The 16,775-nt window shown below is 31.9% G+C and carries 11 protein-coding genes; all 11 read left to right on the forward strand.

What is annotated here, in order from left to right; translation table 11 throughout:
- Positions 1–65: 65 nt before the first annotated feature.
- The 11 genes from VOI25_RS13280 to VOI25_RS13330 all read left to right on the forward strand — a co-directional run bounded on the left by VOI25_RS13280 (position 66) and on the right by VOI25_RS13330 (position 16,599).
- The gene (locus VOI25_RS13280; RefSeq protein ID WP_323789566.1) at positions 66–977 is read left to right on the forward strand and encodes a hypothetical protein; all 912 of its coding nucleotides are present in this window, start codon (positions 66–68) and stop codon (positions 975–977) included.
- A gap of 364 nt (positions 978–1,341) precedes the next feature.
- Entirely contained in the window at positions 1,342–2,622 is a 1,281-nt protein-coding gene (locus VOI25_RS13285; protein WP_416376071.1) for a TolC family protein, read from the forward strand.
- A gap of 7 nt (positions 2,623–2,629) precedes the next feature.
- Positions 2,630–3,709: an efflux RND transporter periplasmic adaptor subunit gene (locus VOI25_RS13290; RefSeq protein ID WP_323789568.1), complete on the forward strand. Its 1,080-nt coding sequence runs from the start codon at positions 2,630–2,632 to the stop codon at positions 3,707–3,709.
- 11 nt (positions 3,710–3,720) lie between these two features.
- Complete coding sequence (locus tag VOI25_RS13295; RefSeq protein ID WP_323789569.1) at positions 3,721–6,915, forward strand: efflux RND transporter permease subunit; 3,195 nt, start codon at positions 3,721–3,723, stop codon at positions 6,913–6,915.
- Entirely contained in the window at positions 6,915–7,220 is a 306-nt protein-coding gene (locus tag VOI25_RS13300; protein WP_323789570.1) for a hypothetical protein, read from the forward strand. Before VOI25_RS13295 ends, VOI25_RS13300 begins: the two co-directional genes overlap by 1 nt.
- Positions 7,221–7,238: 18 nt before the next feature.
- Complete coding sequence (locus tag VOI25_RS13305) at positions 7,239–7,448, forward strand: DUF2892 domain-containing protein (protein WP_323789571.1); 210 nt, start codon at positions 7,239–7,241, stop codon at positions 7,446–7,448.
- 85 nt (positions 7,449–7,533) lie between these two features.
- Entirely contained in the window at positions 7,534–7,923 is a 390-nt protein-coding gene (locus tag VOI25_RS13310; protein WP_323789572.1) for a hypothetical protein, read from the forward strand.
- Between the two features lie 70 nt (positions 7,924–7,993).
- On the forward strand, positions 7,994–12,307 hold the full coding sequence (locus tag VOI25_RS13315; RefSeq protein WP_323789573.1) for a CusA/CzcA family heavy metal efflux RND transporter: 4,314 nt from the start codon (positions 7,994–7,996) through the stop codon (positions 12,305–12,307).
- A 2-nt stretch (positions 12,308–12,309) separates the two neighbouring features.
- Positions 12,310–13,455 carry an efflux RND transporter periplasmic adaptor subunit gene (locus VOI25_RS13320; RefSeq protein WP_323789574.1) on the forward strand — a complete coding sequence of 382 codons (1,146 nt, stop codon included), beginning with the start codon at positions 12,310–12,312 and terminating at the stop codon, positions 13,453–13,455.
- A gap of 23 nt (positions 13,456–13,478) precedes the next feature.
- A complete protein-coding gene (locus VOI25_RS13325) occupies positions 13,479–15,446 on the forward strand; it encodes a heavy metal translocating P-type ATPase (protein ID WP_323789575.1) in 1,968 nt (655 codons plus the stop codon).
- A 274-nt stretch (positions 15,447–15,720) separates the two neighbouring features.
- Positions 15,721–16,599: an RsiV family protein gene (locus VOI25_RS13330; protein ID WP_323789576.1), complete on the forward strand. Its 879-nt coding sequence runs from the start codon at positions 15,721–15,723 to the stop codon at positions 16,597–16,599.
- Positions 16,600–16,775 lie beyond the last annotated feature (176 nt).

Consider the following 16,775-nt stretch of genomic DNA (forward strand, 5'->3'; position numbering starts at 1 on the left):
AGAAGTTAAAAGAGGGAATTTGAAATATCAAAATCAATTTCCTCTTTTAAAAATTAGTTAGTTATATGAGATCTTTAAAAAATAGATTTGTGTTGGTATTTATATCACTATGTTTTAGTAGTTTACTAATAGCACAAGATGATATATTAAAAAATGAAAATACTAAAGAAGAAAATACAAAAGACTTAGATTCATCTCATATTTCATTGAGTTTAAATTATATAAGTGATGCCGTTTATATGGGTAGAAAGGATTCAATTTCGGCACCTTATCTATATCCTGCACTAACTTACCATCATAAATCTGGGTTTTATGCCAATGGGTCATTATCCTATCTTGTAAAATCAAAAGAAGGTAGAGTTGACTTATTTTTATTGACTGCTGGTTTTGATTTTGCTATAAAAAAAATTGAAGGGGATATTTCTTTTACAAAATACTTTTTTAATGAGGATAGTTATAATGTTATTTCTGAAGTGGAAACCGATTTATCAGCACTTATGAGGTATGATTTTAATATTATAAACGTGTCTATGGCTGCTAATACATATTTTAATAGTGATAGAAGTTCGGATTTCTTTTTATCGTTAGAGATCAATCGTGATATTATAACAAAAAACAAAAAATTTCAGTTTTCGCCCACAGTAGGTGTTAATTTTGGTTCGCAAAATTTTTATGAACAATATTATATCAATAACCGCTTTGGTAATGGTCGAGGTCAAAGTTCTGGGCAAGGACAAGGCAATTCAAGTACATCTCAATCTACATCTGTTGACCTCAGAGAAAGTAAGAAGTTCAACCTTATGGCCATTGAGTTTAGTCTACCTATTTGGTATGTACATAAATCATTTAATGTAGTAATTATGCCAACTTATGTCATACCACAAAATGAAGGAATTCTAAGTGTTGATGATGTTTTAGTAGAAGAAAATTTAGATAATACATTCTATTTTATTACTGGCATAACTTATAGTTTTTAACAATAGAAAAACATCAAATTAAATGTTCTCTATAGCCTTTGTTACTGACATGCTCTTTCATAGCTAAGTATAATTAAACTTCATTAAAAAAGGAAATTTCCTTACAAAAAATGAAAATTTTATTCGCTAATTTTTATGAATTAACAGTAAAAATTCTCAATAAAATTTGAATACTTTTTTTGTCTACTGATTTATGTCATTTCTATTCACTAAGGTAAGAATTACTTTTATTTCCCATGCTGTGTGTCAATGTCACTCAATCTGATTTCTTGGTAACAATAGTTACTGAATTTCATTAAATCATAACCTAATTTTGTACAAATTATTAAGGATAATGAAATATAACACTTATATAATATCGCTTATGATTTTACTATTTACAGTAATGGTAAAAGCACAAGAATTGATTCCGATTACAAAATCCGAAGTATTAACTAAAGTATTAGCAAATAATACAAGTATTAAAATCTCTCAAGAAGAATTTAATCAAGCCAAAGGTGATTTCAGACAAACCAATGCTGTCTTTTTGCCAAACATAACAGCAAGTCATTCAGGAATTGCTACTACAAATCCACTAATGGCATTTGGTTCAAAATTGAATCAAGAAATACTAACACAAAATGATTTTAATCCAGTATTGTTAAACAATCCTTCACAGATTGAAAACTTTGCAACAAAACTCGAAATTCAACAACCGTTAATAAATTTGGATGGCGTTTACCAACGTAAAGCAGCCAAGTCTAAAATGGAAGCAATGTCATTGAAATCAGAGCGTATTCAAGATTTTTTAAGGCTTGAAGTAGACAAGGCTTACATGCAATTGCAATTAGCTTATAAAGCAGTAGATGTTCTTGAAAAAGCTTTGGAAGCTGCAAATGCCAATAAAAAATTGGCAGATAATAGTTTTAATCAAGGCATCATACAACGAGCAGATGTTTTAAATGTTGAAGTAAGAGGCACAGAAGTTCAAAATCAATTGCAAATGGCAATGAGTAATGTGTATAACGCTTCAAATTATTTAGCTTTTTTAATGAATGACGAAACCGATGTGGTGTATTCACCAACAGAAGAATTAGTGATTTCGACCTTTACTTTAGTAGATATGACGCTTTCTGAAAATCGTTCTGACATCAAAGCAATGGAACTCGCTTCCAACGCTTACGAGGCTATGAGTAAAGCAGATAAGATGGCATTTTTACCACGATTAAATGCCTTTGGAAGTTATGAAATGTATGATGATCAAATTTTTCAAGGCGATGCCAATGGATATTTGTTTGGTGCACAACTAAGTTGGGATATTTTTAAAGGCTCCAAGCGTATTGGGAAAGCACAAAAAAGTAATGCCGAATTCCAAAAATCAAAACTAGAATATCACAACTATGTATCTAAAAGTAACCTCGAATTACAAAAGGCTAAACGTGATTTATTAGATGCAGAAAGCAAGTTGAAGTTAACCACTTTAGCATTACAGCAATCAGAAGAAGCTTTAAGAATTAGAACCAATAGATTTAAAGAAGGATTAGAAAAAACATCTGATTTGCTATTGGCAGAATCGCAATATGCACAAAAGCAATTGGAATACTATCAAACCATTTTTGAATTGAATTACATACAAGCCTATTTACAATTTTTAACTAAAGACTAATTATAAAATGAAAATATATAAACACGTAGTTACCTTGGCAATTGCAACTTTTTTAATATCAAGTTGTGGTAGCGAAGACCAAAAAGTAATAGCAGATAATTCGCAAGCAATTAACGTTAAAGTCAGACAAGTAGAAGAAAATTCTAATAATCCGTTTTTAAATGTAAGCGGAAAAATTCAAGCTGTTAGTAGTGCTGACTTAAGTACGAGAATAATGGGTTACGTTAATAAAGTGCATGTTAATGTTGGTGATAAAGTTTCTAAAGGACAATTATTGGTATCCATCAATAATTCTGATTTACAGGCAAAAAGAGCACAAATAAATGCAGGAATTACAGAGGCTACTGCTGCTTTTAATAATGCGAAAAAGGATTACGATCGTTTTAAAAATTTATTCGCAAATGCTAGTGCATCACAAAAAGAAGTGGATGATATGACAGCCAATTTCGAAATGGCTAAAGCAAGGTTAGACGCTGCAAATCAGATGAAAAACGAAATCAATGCGCAATTTGCATACAGCAATATTACGGCTCCTTTTGGTGGTGTAATTACAAGTAAAAACATTGAGATTGGAGATATGGCAAATCCAGGTGTGCCATTAATTAGTATGGAAACTCCAGGTGATTTTGAAGTTAGAGCAATGGTGCCTGAAACGGAAATTTCTGAAATAAAAACAGAAGCAGTAGTTGATGTAATCATAAAATCTATTAATAAAACTATAAAAGGAAAAGTGAAAGAAGTAAGTTCTTCAGCTAAACATTCGGGTGGACAATATTTAGTAACAATCGATTTAGATCAAACAGAAACGAATGTTTTATCTGGAATGTTTGCAACAATACAATTTCCTTTAGAGCGGAAAGTAAAATCAGAACTTGTTTTAATTCCAACTGAAGCAATTGTGACACATGGTCAGTTATCTGGCGTGTATACTGTAAGTCAAACTAATACAGCAATATTACGTTGGCTACGCTTAGGTAGAACGTTTGGTGATCAAGTAGAAGTATTATCAGGTTTAAATAGTGAAGAAGCTTATGTCCTTTCTTCTGAAGGGAAACTGTTTAATGGAGCGAAAGTTTCAATTCAATAAATTAGAATATAATGAAAGAAGGAATCGCAGGAAAAATAGCAAAAATCTTTATACAGTCAAAACTTACCGTATTGCTAATGATTGTGTTTATGGTTATTGGCGTGTATAGTTCGTTTTTAATTCCGCGTGAAGAAGAACCTCAAATCGATGTGCCAATGGCAGATATTTTTGTGGGTTATCCAGGTGCAAGCCCTACCGAAGTAGAGTCACGTATTATAAAACCTTTAGAGCAATTAATTTCTAATATTAAAGGTGTTGAATATGTGTATTCTACGTCAATGAAAGAGCAAGGCATGGTCATTGTTCAATTCTATGTAGGTGAAGATATTGAGCGTTCATTTGTGAAATTATACAACGAAATAAATAAGCATATGGATCAGATGCCAGAAGGCGTTACGTTTCCGCTGGTAAAAACACGTGCAATTGATGATGTACCTATGTTAGGCTTGACCTTATGGAGTGAAAACTATGACGATTACCAATTAAGTCAGATGGCTCAAGAGTTAGAAGCCGAAATAAAAAAGATTAATGATGTAGCAATCACACATAAAATTGGTGGTAGAAATCGTCAACTACGTGTGGTATTAGATAAAGATAAGTTAGCAGAAAGTGGTTTAGATTTTTTATCCATTTCTGAAATGATTAAAGCTAATAATAGCCAATTAAATTCTGGGAGTTTTGATAAAAATGATACGGAATTTTTAGTGAATACTGGCAAATTTCTTGAATCAATAACTGATGTTGAAAACCTAGTCGTGGGTGTACAACAAAATCAACCAATTTATTTAAAACAAGTTGCCAAAATTATTGACGGACCAGAAGTACCACAGAATTATGTGAGTTTAGGATTTGGAAATGGAAGTGAAAATGCAACTGATTTTAAATCTGAATATCCTGCTGTGACAATTTCAGTTGCTAAGCGTAAAGGAGCAGATGCCATGAAAATTGCAGAAGTCATTATTGACAAAGTCGCACATTTGCGAACGACATTAATTCCAGATGATGTTCATGTTGAAGTGACTAGGAATTATGGAGAAACTGCATCACATAAAGTATCAGAATTATTGTTACATCTCATAGGTTCTATCATAGCAGTAACATTTGTGGTTATGCTAGCAATGGGTTGGCGAGGTGGATTGGTTGTGTTTTTATCAGTTCCAATCACGTTTGCATTAACCTTATTGAGTTATTATATGTTAGATTACACATTAAACCGAATCACATTATTCGCTTTAGTATTTGTAACAGGAATTGTCGTTGATGACTCCATTATTATTGCTGAGAATATGCATAGGCATTTTAAAATGAAACGCTTACCATTTAAACAAGCTGCTTTATATGCCATAAATGAAGTAGGAAACCCAACAATTTTAGCAACATTAACAGTAATCGCTTCAGTTTTACCTATGGCCTTTGTCTCTGGTTTGATGGGTCCATATATGGCTCCAATGCCAATTGGAGCTTCAATTGCCATGATTTTATCTTTATTTGTAGCCTTAACCATTACACCATACTTAGGTTATATATTTCTAAGAGAAAAAGATAAAAAAGGCAAAGATAACAAGCCAGAAAAACCATTAGAAGAAACATTAATCTACAAGATTTATAACAAGTTTGAACGTCCTTTATTAGAAAATAAAGCTAAGCGTTGGTTGTTTTTAGGCGGAACTTTTATTCTGTTAATGGCAACGATGGTATTGTTTTTTACTAAATCGGTTGCCGTAAAAATGTTGCCTTTTGATAATAAAAATGAATTTCAAGTCGTCATCGATATGCCTGAAGGGACAACTCTTGAACGTACAGCTGTTGTTGCTCAAGAAATTGCTCAATATTTATCTACGCGACCAGAAGTAGTGAATTATCAAAATTATATTGGTACATCAGCTCCCATAACCTTTAATGGTCTGGTTCGTCATTACGATTTAAGAGGTGGTAGTAATATGGCAGATATTCAGGTGAATTTAATTGACAAAGTCGAGCGTTCAGCTCAAAGTCATGATATCGCTAAATTACTACGTCCAGATATTCAAAAAATTGCGCTAAAATACAATGCCAATGTGAAATTGGTTGAAGTACCACCAGGACCTCCAGTGCTGTCAACCATTGTTGCCGAAGTTTATGGTCCTGATTATAACGAGCAAATTAAAATTGCCAATAGCATTAAAAATATCTTGAAAAATACTGATGATGTTGTAGATATTGATTGGATGGTGGAAGCAGATCAAATTGAATATCAATTCGAAATCAACAAAGAAAAAGCAATGTTGTATGGTGTTGCTCCAAAGCAAATAACATTTGCCATGCATATGGCTTTATCTAATAAAGCGATTACAACCTTATATGATGAAGTTGCTTCAAATCAAATTGGTTTGGTGCTGAGCCTGGATGAAAAGGAAAAATCAACTATAAGCGATATTTCTCAATTAAGAGTGAAATCTAAACAAGGAAACATGGTTTCCATAGCCGATTTGGTAACCATTAATGAAATTTCAAGTGCAAAAAGTATTTATCGTAAAAATCAAAAACGAGTCGTATATGTAATGGCTGATATGGCTGGAGAATTAGAAAGTCCTGCTTATGCTATTCTTGGGATGGAAGAAAAATTGAACGCTATTAAGCTTCCTGATGGATATAAAATCAATGAAATGTATTTAGGTCAGCCAGATTATGAAAATGATTACACGGTTAAATGGGATGGCGAGTGGCAAATTACATTAGAAGTATTTAGAGATTTAGGAATTGCGTTTTTAGGAGCTATAATCTTGATATATATATTAATTGTAGGGTGGTTTCAAAATTTTAAAGCTCCTATTGTGATGATGGTTGCCATTCCTCTTTCTTTAATCGGAATTATACTTGGTCACTGGATTATGGGAGCATTTTTTACAGCAACGTCATTTATTGGCATGATTGCTTTAGCTGGAATTATGGTTAGAAATTCAGTATTACTCATTGACTTTATTAATCTACGTATAGCTGAAGGAATTCCATTAAAACAAGCTGCAATTGAAGCAGGAGCAGTGAGAACAACTCCAATTTTATTGACAGCTGGAACGGTCGTAATTGGAGCATTTGTCATCCTATTCGATCCAATTTTTCAAGGTTTAGCGATATCACTAATGGGAGGAACAATTGTTTCGACAGTATTAACCTTATTGGTTGTGCCATTGGTTTATTTTATGATAGAACGTAAAAATTATAAATAATGAAATTAGTCATAGTTACAGCAGTAGAAGAGTTTCAGAAAGATGTTTTAAAACTCTTTAAAAACGCAAATATTGAAAACTTTAGTAGTTCAGACATTGATGGCTACAAGAACAGACCTTCTTTGTTAATGGCCTCCAACTGGTTTTCAGGTGAAAAAGCAGGAAACGAATCGAGCTTGTTTTTCTCATTTACAGATGACGAACATATTGAATTATTATTCAATTTGATAACAGAATTTAATACAAAATTAGAAACGAACAATCCTTTGAAAGCGATTGTAGTTCCTATTGAAAAATTTATATAAACTTAAAAATTAATTACAATGTTAAATACATATTTTAGAGCTATTGTTGGCACATTTATATTACTCAGTGTTGTGTTAACTGTTTATGTAAATCAAAATTGGATGTGGTTTACTGTATTTATTGGAGTAAATTTAATCCAATCTGCATTTACAAAATGGTGTTTGTTGGAAACTATTCTTGTTAAGTTAGGCATAAAAAAAGAAGGTGGAAGTTGTTCAACAAACTAGATAAAACACACGTTTGAATTGTAACTATTTTTGAGTGATAATACTTTTGTTGCCTTAACACTTTTTAGTACCTTAGTCATAACTTATGAATAAATTGATTGCTATAATATATTCAGTTTTAATTCTGTTCCAGAGTTTTAATGTAAATCTTGAAGATATTTCAAAATTCAAGGCATTAATGGAGCATGCTGAATTTCATCAAGAAAATTATGGAGATTCCTTTCTAGATTTTCTTGATGAACATTATGGGAATAAAGTTGCTGAACATGATAATAATCATGATGAGCATAAGGATTTACCGTTTAAGCATAATCATCAAACCTGTACTCATACAACTATAGTATTTACTTTTGAAACTATAAAGTTCGATTTCACCAACGAACCTTTAGTTGAAAGACTGGTTAACTTCTTTTACAAAGAAAGCACTTCTTTGTTCGAAAAACCTTCCGTTTTTCAACCACCAAAATTAGCATAATTCATACCTATTAAAATCTTTAGTTCAGAAGCTGTTTATCAATAGCTTTCAACGCTTTTATATATGAATTATGTTAGAAAAAATCATAAAATTCAGCTTAAATAATAAGCTCATCATATTTCTGTTTACCGCATTTATTATTGGTTTCGGAATCTTTTCTTTAACCCAAATATCAATTGGTGCAGTACCAGATATTACCAATAACCAAGTTCAGGTAATTACCACATCTAGGAATTTATCCACACAGGATGTAGAGCAATTTATTACCTATCCTGTTGAGCTCGAAATGGCAAATTTACCTGGAGTTGAAGAAATCCGTTCCATTTCAAAATTTGGTTTGTCAGTAGTGACAATCGTCTTTAGCGATGATATGGGAACATACCTTCCAAGGCAACTCATTGCTGAAAAAATTAAATCTGCTTCTGAACAAATTCCAAAAGGATTTGGTACACCAGAAATGGGACCAATAACTACAGGGTTAGGTGAAATTTATCAATACATTCTTGATGTTAAACCTGGTTATGAAAACACCTATACTACAACTGATTTACGTACCATTCAAGATTGGGTAGTAAAACGTCAATTGTCTGGAATTCCAGGCGTGGTTGAAGTTAATACTTGGGGAGGTTTTTTAAAACAGTATGAAGTTGCGATTAATCCAAATAAACTAACAGCTATGAATATTTCTATTGCTGAAATTTTTGAAGCTTTAGAAAAAAACAATAGTGTTTCTGGTGGAGGTTATATCGAAAAAAATGACAAAGCCTTTTTTATTCGCGGTGAAGGTTTAGTGACCTCATTGCAAGACATTGAAAATAGTGTTGTGAAAAATGATGGCACACCAATTTACATTAAAGATGTTGCTAATGTTGGTTTTGGTAGCGCAACACGTTTTGGAGCAATTACTGGTAATGGTGAAGGCGAAAAAGTATTAGGACAAATAATGATGCTCAAAGATGGTAACTCTAAAAAAGTAATCAATACTGTGAAGGAACGGGTTGCTTCTATCCAAAGCACATTGCCGGAAGGTGTTTATATTAACGGATTTTTGGAGCGAAGTGAACTTATAGATAAAACAACCTTTACAGTTGCCGAAAATCTAATTTTAGGCTCTTTAATTGTAATTTTTGTTGTGGTTTTATTACTGGGTAATTGGCGTTCTGGACTAGTAGTTGCTTCTGTTATTCCGTTAAGTTTACTATTCGCTATTATACTCATGCATCAATTTGGTGTAGATGCTAATTTAATGAGTTTAGGTGCAATTGATTTTGGAATTATAATCGATGGATCCGTAATTATTGTAGAATTTATTGCGTTTCAAATTATAAGAAAATCAGACCATCTTTCTGCAATCAGTAAAAACGAAAAACAAGCCGAAATTGATCAAATAACGTTAAAAAGTGCTTCAAAAATGATGAATTCTGCCATTTTTGGTCAATTAATCATCTTAATTGTGTTTATTCCAATTCTCTCTTTAAGTGGTATTGAAGGCAAAATGTTTAGGCCAATGGCAATGACTTTTAGTTTTGCATTAATAGGAGCCATGCTATTATGTTTAACCTATGTTCCTGTAGTAGCGTCTTTGTTTCTAAAACCTAGTAAACAATCTGATAAAAATATTTCGGTCAGGTTAATGGATTTTATAAATAAAGCCTATCAACCAGTTATTAATTGGTCGTTATCAAATAAAAAAATAGTTGTTGTTCTTTCTGCAATTTTATTAGCTTCTAGTATTTGGATTTTTAGTAAAATGGGTGGCGAATTTGTTCCCACTTTGGATGAAGGAGATTTTGTTATTCAACCTGTTTTAAAAACAGGTACATCACTTGGGAAAACTATAGAAATAACAACAAGAATAGAACAAATATTATTAGATAATTTTCCGGAAGTAGATCAAGTCGTAACTCGTATTGGAGCAGCAGAAGTTCCTACAGATCCAATGTCGATGGAAGAAAGTGACGTCATTATAAAATTAAAGCCTAAAAAAGAATGGACTTCTGCCAAAAGCAAAGACGAATTAGCCGATAAATTTAAAGAGGCCTTAACCGTCATTCCTGGCATGGAAGTAGAGTTTACACAACCTATTGAAATGCGATTTAATGAGTTAGTTACAGGTGTTAGAGCAGATGTTGCTATTAAGATTTTTGGAGAAGATTTAACTGTTTTGGCTTCCAAAGCAAATGAAATCAAAAATCTTATTGAAAATGTTGAAGGTGCTGCAGATATTTCCGTGGAAAAAGTAGAAGGTTTACCACAAATGAGCGTGAGATTTAATAGAAGTAAAATTGCACGTTACGGACTTAATATTTCCGATTTAAACAAAATAATTACGATGGGTTTTGCAGGCGAAAGTGTAGGTAGTGTTTTTGAAGGAGAAAAACGTTTTGATTTAGTGCTTCGTCTTCAAGAAAATAGCAGAAAAACCATAGAAAGTCTTCAAAACTTATATGTAGATACTCCAAGTGGAAATAAAATTCCGTTAAGTGAATTAGCAGATATTAGCTACAGTTCTGGACCTGCACAAATATCTAGAGATGATACAAAACGAAGAATTGTTGTTGGAATTAATGTTAGAAACAGAGATTTACAATCTGTAGTAAATGATGTACAAATAATTATAAACGAAAAATTAATTTTACCTGTTGGTTATACTATAACGTATGGTGGTCAATTTGAAAACTTGCAAAGTGCAAAAGACCGATTGCTAGTTGCTGTTCCTGTAGCTTTGTTGTTAATTTTTGTACTGCTTTATTTTGCATTCAACTCTGTAAAAGAAGCCTTAATTGTGTATTCTGCAATTCCGCTTGCGGCAGTTGGTGGGATTTTATTATTGTGGTTAAGAGATTTACCATTTAGTATTTCTGCAGGAGTTGGTTTCATAGCACTTTTTGGAATTGCTGTACTTAACGGAATTGTACTAATCGAGCATTTTAAAGAATTAAAAACTGAAGGATTTACCAATATTGAAGAGCGCATTAAAAAAGGGACAAGAGAACGTTTACGACCTGTTTTATTGACAGCCGCAGCAGCAGCTTTAGGCTTTTTGCCTATGGCTATTTCTACTAACGCTGGAGCAGAAGTACAACGACCATTAGCAACTGTGGTTATTGGAGGTTTAGTTACCGCAACCTTCTTAACACTAGTTGTTTTACCCGTTTTATATGCTTGGTTTGAAGAAAAAAAAGAGTTTAAAATGAAAAATAAAACCATGGCTTCCTTTGTGATTTTACTAATGACGATTAGTGTACAAGCTCAAAACAAACCATTAAATGTTACACAAGTTTTAGAATTAGCAATTGAAAATAATGCAAATTTGAAAGCTGAGAATTTATTATTAAATCAATCCAAGGTACTAGTTGGTTCTGCCTTTTCTTTCGATAAAACCAATGTGTATTATAATTATGATGAAAATAATCTGGCAATAAATAATAAACCTCTCAAGGTTTTTGGAATCTCGCAAGACTTTAAATTTCCAACGGTTTATTTCGCTGAAAAAAAGTTGAATCAGTCCAAAGTCAGAATACAAGAGGCAAATTTAAACTTGCAATTACAGCAATTAGAACAACAGGTTTATGCCAATTATTACAAGTTAAGTTATGCTGAAAATAAAGCGGAAAATTATAAATATCTAGATAGCTTATATCAGGATTTTGCAATAAAAGCAGAACGCAGGTTTGAGCTAGGTGAAACTAATTATTTAGAAATGATTACTGCCAAATCCAAACAAAAGCAGTTAAGAACACTTTATAAACAGTCGCTTCATGAAGTGAAATTGGCTAATGAGCAACTTAAAAAAGTAGTTCAGGTAGATTCTATTTCTATCGAAACTGGTTTGCTTAGAAAACTAGAAGTTGAAAATTTATCTATAAACCAAAATGCTGGATTATCGATTTTTGATGCCACCATTAATTATCAAAAAGCACATACCAAATTGGAAAAGCAAAGTCTTCTACCAGATCTTAATGCTGAATATTTTCAGGGTTCAAACAGTGATTTAAATGAGACTATAAAAGGGTATCAATTTGGTATTAAAATTCCTATTTTATTTGGTGGACAACGTTCTAAAATAAAAGCTTCAAATATAGCTCAAGAAGTGATTTTAGAGCAAAGACAGAACTATCAAATTGAATTAAATGCAGAATATCAATCCTTATTGGCAAAGCTTCAGCAGTATGAAGAAGCGATTCAATATTACGAAACACAAGGGAATTCACTTTCCCAAGAAATAATTAAAACTGCAAATCGAACCTTTAAAGAAGGTGAAATAGATTTCTTTCAATACATTCAAAGTTTAGAAACGGCTAAAGATATTCAGCTTAATTATTTAGATCAATTAAATCAATATAACCAAACGGTTATCACCATCAATTACCTAATTTTATAATTATGAAAAACGTATATATCTTATTATTTTCAGTGGTTTTTATAGCTTGTGGGAATTCAGAAAAGAAAGAAGACAGAATAACAGAAAACCAATCTCATAACGATGAAATTGCCATCACAAAAGCGCAATTTGAAGGCGAGAAAATGGCTTTAGGCCAGCTAGCAGAATATGATTTTAATGAAACCGTAAAAGTAAACGGTATGATTGATGTGCCACCACATAACAAGTCTAGTATTACTACGTTTATTGGTGGTTATATTACGAAAACACCTTTGTTAATTGGTGATAGCGTAAAAAAAGGTCAACTTTTGGTAACCTTAGAAAACCCAGAATTTGTTGAGATTCAGCAAAATTATTTAGAAGTTGCAGAGCAATTAAACTACTTGCGGTCAGAATTTAATAGACAAAAAACATTGTATGATGAACATATTACATCAGAAAAAAACTATTTAAAAGCTGAAAGCACATACAAAAGTAACCTTGCGCATTACAACGGATTACGTAAAAAATTGCAAATGATGAATCTTAACCCAAGTAGTGTTGAACAAGGTCAAATATCTTCAACCATAAACTTATATGCACCAATGAATGGTCATATTACTAAAGTTAACGTAAGCAATGGCAGTTATATTTCGCCAAGTGATGTTATTATGGAAATTGTAGATATCGATCATATTCATTTAGAATTAGCTGTTTTTGAAAAGGATATAATGAAAGTGAAAAAAGATCAAAAAATTAGGTTTACAATTCCTGAAGCTTCAGATAAAACCTTTGAAGCGGATGTGCATTTAGTTGGAACTACTATTGATGAACAAACGAGACGAGTTAAAGTTCATGGACATGTTGATAATGAAAAGGAAAATTTTATTGTAGGAATGTTTGTAGAAGCAGATATTATTATTGATAGTACTAAAGCAATGGGTTTACCAAAAGAAGCTCTAATTGAAGTTGATGATGATTTTTTTGTGTTAATTTTAGTAGAAGAAAATGCAGATGAATTTCACTTTGAAAAGGTGAAATTAGACATTGGAAAACAAACAGAAACCAGCGTAGAAATTCTTAATTCTGAAGCTTTAACCAACAAACAAATAATTGTGAAAGGAACAACTATGTTGCTAAACAATGGCGAAGGAGGACACAGTCATTAATCTATAATTGTTTTGATAAATAAATGAGTAACTCAAAAACAGAAGCACATAATCATGGTCACTGTCTAATTTTTGGCAAACAAACCGAACTCTATTTTGCTATCCTTTGCGGTGTTTTTTTAGTTCTTGGTTTTACTCTTGTAAAATTTACGAATTCTCCAAGTTGGATTTCATTATTGAGTTATATAATGGCCTATTTTTTTGGAGGTTATTTTATTACTATCGAAGCATACCGTAAAATTACCAAGGGTGGTTTTGATATAGATTTTTTAATGATTGCTGCGGCAGTTGGTGCAGCATACATTGGTAGCTGGGCAGAAGGTGCTCTGCTTTTGTTTTTATTTAGTTTAGGTCATGCGTTGGAGAGTTACGCTATGAATAAAGCGCAAAAGTCTATTGAAGCTTTAAGCGATATATCTCCGAAAATTGCGTTGGTAAAAATAGGAACGCAGATTACTGAAACGCCAATTGAAAACCTAAAAATTGGTGATATTATAGTGGTAAAACCTAACACTAAAATTGCAGCAGATGGTGTAATTGTTTCAGGAAATAGTAGTATAAACCAAGCTCCAATTACTGGAGAAAGTATACCTGTAGATAAGACTGCTATTGCGTCTGCAGAAAATTTACCAGAATTTAAACACATAAATAAAAATCATATTGTTTTTGCAGGCACAATAAATGGAGATAATAATATAGAGGTAAAAGTTTTAAAGTTGAGTCAAGACTCTACGGTAGCACGATTAATTAAATTGGTGAGTGAGGTAGAAACTCAAAAATCACCTACACAACGCTTAACCAAAAAATTTGAAAAATGGTACGTGCCAATTGTGTTAATTGTAGTTGTAGTTTTATGTTTTTCATACTTAGTAATAGATGAAAGTTTTAATGAAAGTTTGTACAGAGCAATTACCGTTTTAGTAGCAGCAAGTCCTTGTGCCTTGGCAATATCTACACCAAGCGCAGTACTGAGCGGAATTGCAAGAGCAGCGCAAAAAGGTGTTTTAATTAAGGGAGGAAAAGCATTAGAAGATTTAGGAAGTATAACCACAATTGCATTTGATAAAACAGGAACATTAACCGAAGGAAAACCAAAACTTACTAACGCAATTGCTTTTAATAATTTTGATGAAAAAGAATTTCTACAACTAGTTTTAGAGGTAGAAAGTTTAAGCAATCATCCATTGGCAAAAGCTATTACAAAAGATATTGAAAATTTTCATAGCTTAAATTTTAAGGGCATAGCCGAAAACATCGAAGCTATTCAAGGCAAAGGTATTAGCGCTTTATATAACAAGACGAAAGTGTTTATTGGCAATTTAAAATTGATACATGGTGAAGGTATTGTGGTTGAAGATGCGATAATTAAGGAAATGAATGGCCTCTTGCAAAATGGGCATACTGTAATGCTCGTTGCGTTTAAAAATAAAATTATCGGATTAATAAGTGTCATGGACCTTCCCAGAAAAGAAGCTTCAAATACATTACAACGCTTGAAAAAGATAGGCATCAAACATATGATTATGCTCACGGGAGATCATCAAAACGTTGGGAATACAATCGCTAATCAAATAGGATTAACCGAAGCGAAAGGGAATTTACTTCCAGAAGATAAAGTAACTGTTATCAAGACATTATTACAACGTGATGGTAGAGTAGCCATGGTTGGTGATGGTGTAAATGATGCACCAGCAATGGCTTTAAGCACAGTAAGTGTAGCCATGGGAGCTGCTGGAAGCGATGTCGCTCTAGAAACAGCAGACGTAGCATTAATGTCTGATAAAATTGAAAATTTACCATTTGTTATTGGCTTGAGTAGAGCATCTAAACGTATCATTAAACAAAACATATTTATAAGTTTGGGAGTGGTTGTTTTATTGGTTCCAGTTACTATTTTAGGACTTACAAATATTGGTTTGGCTGTAGCTTTTCATGAAGGTTCAACAATCATAGTAGTATTAAATGCTTTGAGGTTATTAAAGTATAACTAACACTTTTCATTTGCAGGTTTAATGACTTGACTTTAATAGTTGAAGGTCAAAATAAAACATAAGATTAAAGCGGTTTTTTAAACTGATTAAAATCATAGTTTACAAATCACATTCTACATAAATTAGCGTAAATACTTAAAAATGAACATGGCAAACTAGATTTTTGTTGTGAGTTTTCAATTAAAACTGTATTGGTGACTTTCCTGTGGTTATTTAAATTTAGATGGAATGACGAAGGGAAAACGCAAACGCAATTAATTTCAGAATTAAACAAATGAAATACCTCTACCTATTAATCCTTGCCCTTTTGTTTTCAAATTGTAAAGATGATAAACAACAGGATATCAGTAATGAAATAGAAGAAAATCAAACGATTAAGCCTGTTATACAGGATACGCTTAAGATAGATGATACAGATATCAAATCTCTAGATAAAACGATTGCCATAGAAATAAAGCAAAAAAAATTAATTAAAAAAGAGGATGAAAGGGAAGAACTTCAAAAATTAATTATTGATAAAAGGTATGTTATAGAAAAGGAAGATTATACCATCAATTTTAATTTTCCTTTGCTTAATGAGTCCTATAAACCTACAAATGCAAATTTTAATGAATTTATAAATGAGTATTATGCAAATGTAACTAAAACAGAAAATGAAATTATAGAAGCTAAATTGCTTTGTGATAGTCTAGAAGCTGAAAACTTTAGAGAAGAACGGTTTATCGATTATAAAATCTATAATGTAGATGATAAACTGGTGAGCATTCTGTTTTACAAAGAAAATTTTTATTCCGGAGCAATGCATCCCAGTTTTTCATTTGATTGTTTCAATTTTGATTTAAATAGAGGTGTTTTTATGACTTATAATGACTTTTTTACTGATGGATCAGAAGATGAATTGTTGGTTATAATAAATGAGAAAATAAATGAGAAAATACAAAAAGGAGGTTTGTATTATGATTGTTGGGAATTATCTACAACAGATTTTTTAGAAAGTAAAAACAACTTCGTTCTTAATGAAACTAATGTGGAGTTTTACTTTGACGATTGTGTCATGTGTCCATCTTATACAGGCACTTATTCAATAGAGCTTCAACTTGTTGATGTCTTGTCAGTCCTAAAGAAACATGATTTAAATCCGTTAGTTTTTTAATTATTATCGCATCAATTACCATTCTAAGTCTAATTTTTATTTGAATAGTATAGGTACTTAAACTACTGCCTAGGCACACTAAAGTAAACGGTAAAAATGAAGAGGTTTTAAAGGTACAAGTGTTACAAGTAAATGTGTTTTATAGCCAAATGTGGTAGATGTTTTATAATCGTTAC

The organism is Psychroserpens sp., from assembly GCF_034670085.1.
Lineage (GTDB): Bacteria > Bacteroidota > Bacteroidia > Flavobacteriales > Flavobacteriaceae > Psychroserpens.